The organism is Domibacillus sp. DTU_2020_1001157_1_SI_ALB_TIR_016, from assembly GCF_032341995.1.
GTDB classification, from domain to species: Bacteria; Bacillota; Bacilli; order Bacillales; family Domibacillaceae; genus Domibacillus; species Domibacillus indicus_A.
Window position 1 is genome coordinate 67,816 of the sequence record NZ_CP135438.1, and the last position, 12,813, is coordinate 80,628.

Annotated in this window: 9 protein-coding genes; 1 reads left to right on the forward strand and 8 read right to left on the reverse strand. The window is 43.8% G+C overall.

Annotation, left to right across the window (positions count from 1 at the left end; translation table 11 throughout):
* Positions 1-18 precede the first annotated feature (18 nt).
* Both RRU94_RS00315 and allC read right to left on the reverse strand, forming a co-directional pair.
* Complete coding sequence (locus tag RRU94_RS00315) at positions 19-1,266, reverse strand: pyridoxal-phosphate-dependent aminotransferase family protein (protein WP_315691296.1); 1,248 nt, start codon at positions 1,264-1,266, stop codon at positions 19-21.
* 13 nt (positions 1,267-1,279) lie between these two features.
* A complete protein-coding gene (allC, locus tag RRU94_RS00320; RefSeq protein WP_315691297.1) occupies positions 1,280-2,521 on the reverse strand; it encodes an allantoate deiminase in 1,242 nt (413 codons plus the stop codon).
* A gap of 147 nt (positions 2,522-2,668) precedes the next feature.
* Between allC and RRU94_RS00325 the strand changes: the two genes are divergently transcribed.
* The gene (locus RRU94_RS00325; RefSeq protein WP_315691298.1) at positions 2,669-4,282 is read left to right on the forward strand and encodes a PucR family transcriptional regulator; all 1,614 of its coding nucleotides are present in this window, start codon (positions 2,669-2,671) and stop codon (positions 4,280-4,282) included.
* A gap of 546 nt (positions 4,283-4,828) precedes the next feature.
* Here RRU94_RS00325 and RRU94_RS00330 read toward each other — a convergent pair.
* The 6 genes from RRU94_RS00330 to RRU94_RS00355 all read right to left on the reverse strand — a co-directional run bounded on the left by RRU94_RS00330 (position 4,829) and on the right by RRU94_RS00355 (position 12,804).
* The gene (locus RRU94_RS00330; protein ID WP_315691299.1) at positions 4,829-8,017 is read right to left on the reverse strand and encodes a biotin/lipoyl-containing protein; all 3,189 of its coding nucleotides are present in this window, start codon (positions 8,015-8,017) and stop codon (positions 4,829-4,831) included.
* 28 nt (positions 8,018-8,045) lie between these two features.
* Positions 8,046-8,738, reverse strand: coding sequence for a hypothetical protein (locus RRU94_RS00335; RefSeq protein WP_315691300.1), 693 nt, complete (start codon positions 8,736-8,738; stop codon positions 8,046-8,048).
* Between the two features lie 778 nt (positions 8,739-9,516).
* The gene (locus RRU94_RS00340) at positions 9,517-10,284 is read right to left on the reverse strand and encodes an SDR family oxidoreductase (RefSeq protein WP_315691301.1); all 768 of its coding nucleotides are present in this window, start codon (positions 10,282-10,284) and stop codon (positions 9,517-9,519) included.
* Positions 10,285-10,295: 11 nt separating this feature from the next.
* Positions 10,296-11,309, reverse strand: a complete 1,014-nt coding sequence (locus RRU94_RS00345; protein WP_315691302.1) for an ABC transporter substrate-binding protein — start codon at positions 11,307-11,309, stop codon at positions 10,296-10,298.
* Positions 11,306-12,061: an ABC transporter permease gene (locus RRU94_RS00350; protein WP_315691303.1), complete on the reverse strand. Its 756-nt coding sequence runs from the start codon at positions 12,059-12,061 to the stop codon at positions 11,306-11,308. Before RRU94_RS00350 ends, RRU94_RS00345 begins: the two co-directional genes overlap by 4 nt.
* Positions 12,058-12,804 (reverse strand): ABC transporter ATP-binding protein, encoded by a 747-nt coding sequence (locus RRU94_RS00355; RefSeq protein ID WP_315691304.1) that lies wholly within the window; start codon positions 12,802-12,804, stop codon positions 12,058-12,060. The genes RRU94_RS00350 and RRU94_RS00355 overlap by 4 nt, the downstream gene beginning before the upstream one ends.
* Positions 12,805-12,813 lie beyond the last annotated feature (9 nt).

The window sequence follows — 12,813 nt, forward strand, 5'->3', positions numbered from 1 at the left end:
ACACGAGCCGGCTTCTTATTACATCATAACTTTTTCAGCAGCCGCTGTCTCGTACACGTTTAGCGCAGCCTGCAGTGCTTCTCCTCTTTGAACAATGGCGCCATTTCGGATCAATGCGGCTTCAAGGCCAGATAATACAGCAAATACATTTTCTTTCCGGCAGCTGTATCCCATTGCGCCAATGCGCCAGATTTTTCCGTGGAGCGGGCCGAACGAGCTGGCAATTTCAATTCCAAACTGCTCAAGCAGCATAGACCGAACAGCTTCTCCGTCAATACCTTCTGGAATATTGACGCAGGTGACCATTGGCAGTTTCCATGGCACATCGTTGAACAGCGTCAGCCCCATGGCTTTAATTCCTTCCATGATGGCTTTTTCATGAAGGCGGTGGCGGGCAAAGCGCGCTTCAAGACCTTCTTCAAGCACAACACGGGCGCCTTCCCGAAGTGCATAAAGCATAGACGTCGCTTCCGTATGGTGGTTCAGACGGCGTGGTCCCCAGTAGTCCTGCAGCTGGCTTAAATCAAAGTAATTGCTTTGAATAGGATGCAGGACATTTTCTGCATCTTCCGCTGTCCGTACGCCTCTTTCCACTTTCTTGCGAGAAGCCAGAATTTTCTCGACCCGCTCATTGTACGTAATTGGCGCCATACCGGATGGCACGGAAAAACACTTTTGCGTGCCGCCAATGACCGCATCAAGCTGCCATTCATCCACTTTCACTTCGGTTCCGGCAATGGTCGCAACTGCATCTACGATAGAAATAATGCCCATTTCGCGGCAGGCTTTCCCGACTTTATCAAGTGGCTGCATGCATCCTGTTGACGTTTCCCCGTGAACAACAGCTAATACTTTCGGTTTTACCCGCTCTAATGCTTCAATAATTTCATCTTGGTCAAATACCTGGCCCCACTCTGTTTCAATGGTATGAATTTCAGCACCATTGCGCTCTGCAATTTCCGTCAGCAGATGGCCAAACCGTCCAAAGATCGGAATTAAAACTTTATCTCCTGGTGCCAGCACACTCGTTAATACCGCTTCAAGACCTGAGCGGGATGTTCCGTCGATCGGAAATGCCCATTGGTTTTTTGTCTGAAATACCTGGCGCAGCATATCCATCGTTTCATTCATAATGTGAGTAAAAGCCGGATCAAACTGGCCTAGAATCGGTGTACTCATGGCACGAAGCACCCGTGGATCTGCTTCAACCGGTCCCGGTGTCATGATTGTACGTAAAGGTGTATTTAATTCACGATATCCCGTCATCTTGTTTTCCTCCTTAGTAAGCTAACTCATATAACGTCTTTTTTAACAGCTGGACTCCCTGTTCCAAGTCTTCTGCTTTTGTATATTCATCCGGTGAATGACTGATCCCCCGGTGGCTCGGCACAAACAATAAAGAGGTCGGCACATACTGGCCAAACACTTGAGAATCATGTCCTGCACCGCTTGTCATCACTTTGTAAGGAATCTGCTCTCTTTCTAAAATGTCAGTCGACAGCGCACTCAGCTTCTGACACATCGGCACCGGTTTTTCATTCATCCAGTTTTCAATGTGAATACCTGTCTGGTGCACCTGACAGATTTGCTCAAAGGTTTCAAAAACAGCAGTGCTGAACGATTCCAGCAACGGTTCCTCGCTATGGCGAATATCGACTGAAAACACGACTTCACGGGCAATGACGTTTGGAATGTTTGGTTTAATCTCCATCCTGCCAACCGTGGCGACGAGGTCCAGGTCGGTTTTCTTTGCTCGCTCGATCAGCGTTTGAGTAAGCACGGCCGCTGTGTAAACCGCGTCTTTTCGGTACGTCATCGGTGTCGTGCCCGCATGATTACTTTCTCCTGTAATCGTTACGTTATAGCGGCGCTGCCCGACAATGTGGCTGACGACGCCCACTGCTTTTCCTTCCCGCTCCAGTACTTCTCCCTGCTCAATGTGAAGTTCAATAAAACAATCCAGATCATCCCGTTTTGCTTTGCGGAAGTGCCCAAGACCAAATCCCGCCGCATTCATCGCTTCTGTAAACGTTGTGCCAGATGAGTCTTTCAGTTCTTGGATATGCTCCTCTTTCCGCAGTCCTGTAATATTTCCCGATCCCCAATACGTGAGGGGAAAACGGCTTCCTTCTTCTTCACAAAGCGACACCACTTCGATCGTTTGCTTCGGCTGCCCGTACTGCTTAAAGAGTGACTTCAATGCCAGTATACCGGCCACAATGCCGTACGCCCCGTCATATTTACCGCCATCTGCCACTGTATCAATATGGGAACCGGTTAAAATCACAGCATCCGTTTTTTCGGACCCTTCCAAGCGCCCATAAAGATTTCCGGCATCATCAAAATAAGAAACTAGTCCGGCAGCTTCCATTTCTTTTTGAAGCGCCTGTTGGGCTTCCTGCCATTTTTGATCGTATAAAAGGCGGGTAACGCCGCCTCTTTCGGTCTGCCCGTAACGAGCCAGCCATTCCGTCATTTCATAGGCCGTTTTCATTTCGATAGGCGGATCCGTTTTAATCATATCCATCCCTCCGCTCTTTTCTTGTGTGATTTTATTGTAATCGAACGATAAACGAAAAACATTCATAAAAATGTAGAAAATTCTCTCGTTTTATTGTTTAATCTAACTAAAAGATCAAACTATTCGAACATCAAGGAGAGAACGAACATGTTCATGAAAGATTTACTGAATCTCCCTGTCTTCTCCGGGGCGATTGTGGCCGGAGGACGGGAAGGACTGGACCGTGAAGTGAATACGGTTAACATGATGGACGCGCCCGATATCGTTTCTTATTTGAAACCTAATGAGCTGCTGGTTACGACGGCTTTTCATTTAAAAGACAATCCCTCTTCCCTGTCGGAGCTGCTGGAGGAAATGCACAAGCAGGGCTGTGCCGGCCTCGGCATTAAAACAAAACGCTTTTTACATCACATCCCAGAAGAAGCGGTTGAACTTGCCGACCGATACGAGATGCCACTGGTTGATATACCTTTTGAAACATCTCTTGGAGATATTGTCCATCAATCCTTAAGCTGTATTTTGGATATGCGGACAACCGAACTTCACCAGGCGATGAAAACACACCAGCAATTTACCAACTTTATTCTGAACGGGCAGGGGCTCGATAAAATTCTTCAAAGCCTGTCCGGGTTAATCGGGGGCCAGGTTACCTTGCTTAATCACCAGCTGCGCCCGTTTTACAGCACAGGCCATTTAGGAGATCCGTTTTACTCGTTGTTTGCCGGCATGGGTGCTCATTTGCCAGAAGCCGGTTTAACCGCTTTTTCGCTTCGAGACAGCGAAATCCAAAAAACCTTTACGCTGTTTCCGATCTACACGCATAAAAAACAGCCGAGCTACCTTGCTGTTCACCGGTTTATCCCGCCGACAGACCGTTCTGCGGTTTTAACGGTGGAGCAAGCTGCCAACGTGATTGCATTTGATCTCATGAAAGAAAATGCGCTCAAACAAAAAACACAACGGCTTCGCAATGAATTTTTTACAAACTTTGTGAATGGGACTTTTTCTTCGTCTGAAGAAATCCTTAGCCGTGCGAAAGAGTTTGGTCTCTCGAACGAAAACCGCTATTTCTGTGCAGCCGGCCGTATAGATCAATCAGAAAAAAGTTTTTCTCTTGCCGAGCACCAATGGGAATCCGAGCTGATTTACGATACGATCGAGGAAGACATACAAGGAACAGGGGAAAACATGCAGCTGTTTGCGTCAGAGGATAAGTTTGTGATTCTGATGGAGGCGAGAGGAAATTGGAAGAACTGTGAAGAAAGCTTCGTTTCTTTTTTAAAAGCGGTCCAGTCATCAGTTGGAACGCTGCTGCAAAAAACGATTTCTTTTGGCATCAGCACGTATGCCGAACAGCTGCTGCGGCTTCCGGAAGCCCATAAAGAAGCCGTAAATGCGCTTTATTACGGGGCTATGCTCGGCAGCACTGAATTTATAGAGTCCTATCAGCCAAAAGAAGTATCTGAGATTTTGCGGATGATTCCGTACGAGCAAATGAAGCAGTTTTACCACAATACATTCCAGGCACTCGTGGACGAACCGAAAAAAGATTATGATCTGTTAATGCAGACATTGTCAGTTTATTTAGAGTCACACTGCCAGCTGTCCGAAACTGCGAAGCGTTTGTTTATCCACCGCAACACGGTTATTTACCGGCTGGAAAAATGTGAGGAGCTGCTGGGCCGCAGCTTAAAAGATCCCGAACAGACGCTGTGCCTCCGGCTTGCTTTTCGGATTAAGGCACTGCTGCAAAACAGCTAGCGGACTATTATTTTATTTAATCAGTTCTTTAACTCATAAAAGCCTGTGGATTTTGCCACCCATAGGCTTTCTTTATATATTCATATAAGTGTTCTGTGTAGTCCCGGTAAGCTCACAGCTTAAGCACCTAAAGTAACTTCTATTCCCATCTGCTTTGTTATTCCTTCTTCACCCTTGACCCATATCATTTTATTCATTATTTCCTTCTTTTCATTCAGGTGCTTTTTCATGTTACATTTGTTTTTATACCTTTTTAATAGCAACTAATCATCCTATTTAGTTTGATCAAAACATTAATACTAACATTGGTACTAATCATGATTGTACGGGACCCGTAAAATGACTATCCATTCACAGCCTGGCAAGCTTTCTTTACTGACAGCGGGCTTTGCCGCGTCAGGAGCGCCGTGAAATCATACAACGAATTGGAATATGCCTATTACAGAAAAGATGTGTAAATCCAAATAACAGAAACCTAAACCATGAACAGAAAAAGCGCAGACGGGTATCTGCGCTTTTCGTACATTTTAGTTACGATCCATTCGATCAGCTTAATTCGACTTTCGTAATGTTACTTAAATAAATGCCATTTAAAATCCCATCTTCATGCGCGACCACATATTCAATGACCGTCGGGCTTATGGTTCGAATAAACACAAAAGCGGAGTCATCTACATGCTCAATACGAAACTTTTTCCGCTGCGCCTGCTTAATATCGAGCTGGCTGGTGCCGGCTTCCGGCAGGCTTGTATAGTATATTTCAAAATCTTCTTCTGACGCATCAATAAACAAATGCCACGTATTATACTTTTCTTCCTGGTCAATAACCGTTTTGAACTTTCCTTTTTTTCCTCTGCCAAGAAAGTACTTGAACTTTGATTCATCATTGATCATATTGCGGTCAATTACTTTGATGCTTCCGCCTTTTCTGCTTTGAACAAGCCCAAAAGCCACGCCTGTTTTTCCAGTCGGAGCGGTTAACACATCCCGGTTCACTGCTTTATGTTTTTCTTCCTGTTTTGCATAAGCTGCCTCTGTCCCAAGCGGCGGAAAAATCTCAAATAAATTGTCAGACGCCTCGCCCCAGTTTTGACTGTTCTGTTGTTCCTTTTGCATCCATTTGTTAAATAGATTCATCACCACTGGCGATTTACATGAGTTTCCTGCAAGCAGAATATTGACCTTATCGATTTTGCCGATTTCCGGACGGGCAAAAGCGCGCCGTAAAGATTCAAAGAAGTTTTTAATGCCTTTTTCAATTCTTTCTTCAATAAGCTGTTCGAGTTCATTTTGATCAACCAAAAGTTCAACATTCAATTTTGCCTGGCCGGTTTTGTCAAACAGGTCTGCCCGGATCATCCCTTTTTCGAACTTTTCTTCATACTGATCGTGTTTTTCCCACAGAGGTCTTAATTTTTCCACCAGCTGCTTCATGTTTAAATAGGACTCCTGCGACTCATTAATCAGCGTTTCACTTCCTGGGAACCTCATACATTCTGCCGGAAGAATAAAAGAGATATTTAGTTCGCGCATCGTTTTTTGGTTGTTTTTAAACACTTGGAAAGCTAAAAACTCCAGCAGGTTCTCACCGCCTAAATAACGGTCCCCGCCCGCTGCAAAATGCTCGATCACATAGTCATATCTTGTTTCCTTCGGGCCTGCTTCGCGCCAAATACCAAAGTCAAAATCGGTCGTACCTCCGCCAAAATCAAACACGCCGTAATACGTTTTTTCATCCTCTTCCGGTTCAAACCCATACTCCTGCAAGGCACAAATGGCGTAGGCGGCTGGTTCACTTGCGCCGCTTGTCACGCGGAATTTTTTCATCACTTCTTCATCCTGCTGAATCGAAACAGGAAGGGTCTTTTTCAATCCGCGCTGGAAGCTCTTTAGAATTTTTTCTCTGACCGCTTTTTCGTAAGTGACCGGGAAAGACAAGATGTAGTCCAGATAAATGCCATTATGCTGGTTGTTAATATACAAACCGAGGTAGTACGCATATAACTCAATTGGATTGATTTCCTGCTCTGTTAAATCCGAGAAGGAACGCAGAACCACATCATATCCCCTTTTGTCTTTTAAACGCAGATGTTTTTTCTTTTCTCCAGCCCATTGCTTAAGATTATTCAAGATAGAGTAGTAATGTTCGCTCTTTCCGTTCATTAAACTATTAAAAGCCGTATGGGAAACCGTTACATCCTGCCATTTCGTATCCGGCCTGCCTTCTTTTTCCCGGTAAAGCTCCAGGAAATGTTCTAAATCAATAAATTCAATGACGGTTGGATTTTCGTAATGCCAGTCCTGCACTTCTGTGTTAAAGTAGCCAACTCCCACACGCATCGGAAGCGTAAAGTCACTTTTTTCCTGGTGGACGACTACAGTGCTTTTCGTACCAAAATCGATTCCCACTACGCCGTCTTCCCGAATATCCATTTTCGGGTTTCGGGCCATGATTTCAGCATTCAGTTTTATCGTTAAAGGCTTTTCTTCATCAAGAACCGGCCACAGGTCCCAATGGCCTCGATTCGGATCTGTCAGCATCTTTTCGTCATATGTATCTACTTCCGCTCTTACTTTTTCAGAGTTTAACAGCTTCTCAAACAGCGACTTGGAATCAATTGCAATAGACGGCAGTTCTTTTTCAAAATTTTCATGGTCTAAATCTTTTAATTGATGCAGTGCAAGCAAATACTCATATTCGTGCTGGCGTTTCGCACTTAATCCACTTGGCACCAATCCATTTTCCAGCCATAAATGAAGAGCGGTCCGATCATCGGTCCCGAAGGCATTCTCTCCTTTTAAACGGAAGATCGGCACGAAAAAGCCTTTCCCCTGCAAATCGGTTTTTTGATTGACTACATCAAAGCTTTGCATCTCATACTCATTAAATTTAAAGGCAATGGATTTAGAAGAATGTGCGGCCGTGTTCGCAAATATCCTTGAAACGGGCGGATTTTTACTTGTAGATCCATCATCCAAAGCGGCTATTTTTTGAAATACAGGGTGATCAGTTGTATCAAAACTTTTAGCCGTTTCTTCCGGAGTCATCGCATCACCTTTAAAACCGGACACATCCAGATGCTTTTTATAGTCAAAATCTTCATCCGCTAATTTATAATGTTTTCTGTAAGGAAATAGAGCTGTAATATTGTGATCGTATACAACATTTACGTTATTCATGAATACCCATCTGGAACGAAGCATCTGTTTAATATCTTGGAAGAAACTTGTTCCCTCCTTGAAAAAGTCTGCTTCTGCTGTTTCATACAAATGGCTGATTAGCATTTTTACTTCCTTGTATGTCATGGAAATGGACGTAACCGGAATCGTTTGTACATCTGGTGAAAATAAAACCGGCTTGTCATTCTTGTCCATTAAGTGAATCGAGCTGTCCTTTACACTGTTTGGCTCTGGGATTGTTACACTTTCGGAAGGCTTTTCGTCTTCTTCAGCAGCTTCTTTTTCTTCCTCTTCTGCGGACGGCTCTGCGGACGGTGAACTGCCAGAGTCCATCTCACATATGACATCACCAATTTTGACTAACGTCTCCTCCGTTACAAATAACTCCTTAAGCGTACCTTCTGTTTCTGAAAAAAGGTCAAATTCAATACCATCACTGTTAAATTTGGCCAGCGTATCGCCCACCGTTACATAATCACCGGGCTGTTTATACCATTGTACCAGAAGGATTTTTTCAATCTCTTCTCCAAGCTCTGGAATCGTAATCGATGTCATCTCTATTTCTCCTTTGTTAAATCGCCTGCTATACTCTCACGATTGATTTTTTAATAATTTTACCATTAATGCTTGTATATCCTGGCAGCAGGATTTCTGATATATTCCCGGATACATGGCTGTTGACGCTTCTTATGTACAAGTCTTCTCTGAAAACTTCATTTATTTTTACTTCCTGCAGTTTATATAAAGGGGTATCATATGTTTTGCTGTATTCTCGAAAGAAAAACTGAAACAGAGCGAGCAAAACGTCTCTTTCCCGCTCCCGCCCCTCCATCAGCTCATTTTTGATAAAATCCCATAATGAGGAGATGTTTTCATACTGCACGCCACAAATGATAAATTCCTGTACGGTTTGCCCCTTAAAAATTCCTTTTAAAGACTCCTTTGTGGTGTCGGATAACTGCTGAACAGCCCTATGAAGCTCTTCTGCCTCCCGGTAATCCGCTCTTCTTTTTTGCAATTCATCCAAGTAGGCATCCGTTTTCTGCTTTAAATCATGGATTTTTACTTGGTACTCTTGAATTTCCTGTTTTTTGAACTCAATTTCCTGCCGGAGCCTGGCAATTTCTTTTTCCTTTTCTTTTAGCAGCTCCTCTGACTCCTCCATCGGGCCAGACGCGCCTGCTTCAGTAATTTCTTTTATTCTTTCGATGATTCTTTCGTCTTGAAGAGAAACAATTAAAGCATCGATAAAATCATTATTGAATTCTTTGTTCACCTGGATACTCCTTTCAATACGCTCACCCGCACGAATCTCCTATGAAGTAAAGTGCTTCAAATTCAGTTATATGAACGTATTGTCTGGTTCGCTGTTTCTTCATAAAACCGTTACTAGACGAATCATGCTGACACGCTCTGGCTGATCTTGTTTATCCGCACATCCGATTCATATTTTTGCACTCTTACATTTTATCATTTTCGGCGAGAACATCCTCACATCAACTATCAGGTAAGTGGGCGGCAGGTTTTAAATTAGACATTAATTAAATCATGTTCGTGATTTTCGAGTCAACGAATCACAGAAAGATAGGTTGTGGAAGTATATGGTTAAGATAAAAATGAGCGGGAACGACGTGCTTCACAAAATTTTGTTGAGTACAGCTGTAACACCTTATATATTTATTCGCTGGAGAAATCTCAAATGCTTATTCCTTTCTCTGTTTACAATCCTGCATACCTATTATGTGAATGTAACTTTTTTGCCGTTTAAAACAAACAGTGGCTTCACAAACAAGTATGGTTCTCGTTCAGTTTATGTTTTTAGAGGTAAGAAGATAGTCGCTCCTCAAAACCAATTAGATATGCTGTACTGATAGAGAGAAAGCTAAAATAAAACAAGCGTTACCCCTTATATACCAAGGGGTAACGCTTGTCTTTAAAAAGGTTTTTGAATGTAGTCCACACTCTAGACCTCGAATAGCCTATAAATCAGCCGGCTGATTCTGTGAGCACCGCCCTGTTCAAACCCATTTAAAGTCTCATTGATATATATTTTTTCAACTAACGAAGCCGCCATCCACAAATAATGTCTGTCCGGTCATAAAGCGGCTCCAATCAGAAGCGAGAAACAAGACCGGACCGGCAATGTCATCAGGAAGAGCAATCCTGCGAAGCGGTGTTTGGGCAATAATCATGTTCTTGACTTCTTCTTTTGTATGCCTGCTAGAGCTTGTGGGATATACAAGGCCGGGTGCTACACAATTGATCCGGATACCAAACGGGCCAAGTTCAGCTGCTAAGTTGCGGGTATACCCCTGCAGGGCGGACTTGGCTGTATTGTATTCATGATAAGGAATAATAGGCCTTTCCACCAAATTGCTAATCATATTAATAATACTGCCTCCGGACTGCTTTTTCATCAAAGGCAGTACTGCCTGGCACATGTAATGAGCAGCGCGGAGAGAGCCGTCTATTTGCTGCTGGTAATCATCCCAGGACAGCTCCCATGCTAATTTTCGCTCTTCGGGGTTAAACGCATATGGTGCAAAGGCGTTGTTAACGACAACGTCGATTTTCCCCGCTTCCAGCACGATCTGCTCGACCATTTCCTGTACAGCGTTTTGCGAGGTAACATCTGCCTGAATAGCCCATCCATCACCGCCTAACTCCTGGCAGGAAGCCGCAACCTGTTCGGCAGCTTCTTTGTTTTGCAGGTAATTAACAATGACAAAAGCTCCCTCAGAAGCAAAAGCACGAGCAATCGAGGAACCGATTCCCCGGCTGGCCCCCGTTACAAGCACCACTTTTCCTTGAAATTTTTTCATTGTCTCCTCCATTATTTGGCCGGTACCATTTCTTCTTCTACTGCACCTTCCATATTAAGCTGATTTTTCACCAGTCCTAATTCTTTATACGTATCAGCGCCCTGCTGCAGGATATCCGTATCAAGAGCGCCGAGACCTTTCTCTTCAGTCAGGCTGGAAACAGCTGAGGCGTTGCGGAGCTTAATAATATCAAGATTTTGCTCTTCATTTTTTCCGTCGATTGCATAGTCAACTGCTAATGAAGCGGCTTCTTCCGGATTGTCGATCATCCACTGGGCACTCGCCTGATAGGCCTCCAAGAAATTCTTCAGCTCATCCTGTTTTTCTTCATATGTTTTTTCTGTTACAACAAAAACGTCGCTTGGAACGTTTAAATAGTCTTTTACTTCAAGTACATTTACATCACCAAGCCCTTTTTGCTTGCCGATAACAAGCCCTGTATCGGTGGCTGCCGTCGCATCCACTTGCCCCTGCATAAGAGGAGCAAAGTTTAAAAGACCTGTTTCAACAATGTTCACATCTTTTTCAGAAAGACCCACCTGGTTCAGCATAACAAGCAGATTCTGGCGAGTTCCGCTTGACAGGCTGTAAACGCCAATGGTTTTGCCTTTTAAATCTTCGGGCTTGGTAATGTTTTTTTCTTTTAGCGACACAATATTAAAAACGTTCTGCGGATAGATATTATACAAAACTTTTAATTTTTCCCCTTTGTCGAGAGCAAAATAAAGAGAGCCCGGATCAGTAAAAGCAATGTCCGCTTGTCCAGAAAGGATATTTTTAATGGCATCTCCCCCGCCGGCCCCTGGAATCACTTCCACATTCAGACCATTATCTTTAAAAAATCCTTTTTTCTCATCCACAAGCAGGTTGGTCTGTTCAGTGATCGGCTGGCTCCAGCTTGCAACCTTGATATCAGCAACTTTTTCTGGCTCCTCAGCCGTTTCTTTTTTTGTTTCTTCTGCTCCGCAGGCCGCCAAGAATAAAGCTGCGGATAAAAATAAAGCAGATCGTTTTTTCATTTTCATTTTTTGTTCTCCTTCATAGATGATTTTGTCCATAGCTTTTCAGCCAGGTGTACGAGCTGATATAAAACCATGCCGATAACGGTCAGAATGATTAAAGACGCAAACATTAAGGGCGTATCCATCATGCCCTGTGAAGCAATAATCAGCGCTCCAAGCCCTTCGCTTCCTCCGATAAATTCTCCCACAACAGCGCCGACCACAGCGAGAATAACCGCAACACGCAGTCCGGCCAAAATACTCGGAAGACCTGATGGAATTTTCAAGTAAATCAATGTCTGCCACCGGCTGGCTTTCAGCATGCGGAACAATTCAAGTTTCTGCTTATCTGTATATTGAATAGCTGACACGGTGTTTTCCAATAGCGGAAAAAAGCAGATAAGGGCAGTAATAATCACTTTAGACGTCATCCCAAAGCCGAACCACAAAATAAACAGGGGCGCAAGAGCCAGTTTCGGTACAGCCTGACTGGCGATCACATATGGGGCAAAAAGTTTGTACAAAAATTTGCTTTCCCCCATTAAAATGCCGGCTGTAAATCCTAAAAAGCCGCCTAAGAGCAGGCCTAGCAAAATTTCCAGCATCGTTCGGATAATATGATCTGTGAAATAACCGCTTAAAAGCCCTTCTACTAACGTATGAAGAATAATAGAAGGAGCCGGCAGAACCAGTTCTGACATACTGTCTGCGGCCAGCTGCCATACAACGATCAAAATCAGAAACAGGAGCAGTGAGTACAATTGAGTATATTTCATGGGCGCCCCTCGCTCATTTTTTGCCGCAGCGTTAAACAAAGATGATTAAAATACGGTTCATATCGCATATTGATAAGCCGCGGCTTTTTTAAAAGAACCTTCTCCTCACAGATAATGCGTCCCCTGTCCATAACAGAAATACGGTCAGACAAATAGACCGCCTCGGAAATATCGTGGGTAATGAACAAAACTGTCGTTTGATGAAGCTGACAAATTCTCAGCAAGTCTTCTTGTAATTCCTCTCTAGTGATGGCATCAAGTGCTGCGAACGGCTCATCTAAAAACAGCATGGACGGATGTTGAATCAGTGCCCGCGCAAGAGATACGCGGCTCTGCTGTCCTCCTGAAAGCTGTGCCGGATAGCGATTGTGATGCTCAGACAAGCCTACCATATCCAGCAAACTGGCTGCGTGCTTCCGATCTTCTTCAGTCACCTTCCGCTTCAAGAAAATAGGAAGGAGAACATTATCCATAACGGTTTTCCATTCAAGTAAAGTAGGAGACTGGAACATAAAGCCACATTCCTGATAAGGTCCGTCAAGTTCTTTTCCATCCAGCTGAATGATCCCTTTATCAGGCTGAAGCAGTCCTGAAGCCAGCTTTAACAGCGTTGTTTTCCCGCAGCCGCTTTTTCCCAGCAGACAATGAAATTCCCCTTTTGTAATATCCAAATTCACGTCCGAAATAACAGCCTGCTTTCCTTGATACATAAAGTCTGCATTTTTTATCGTTAAAATTTCCATTTTTGTTCT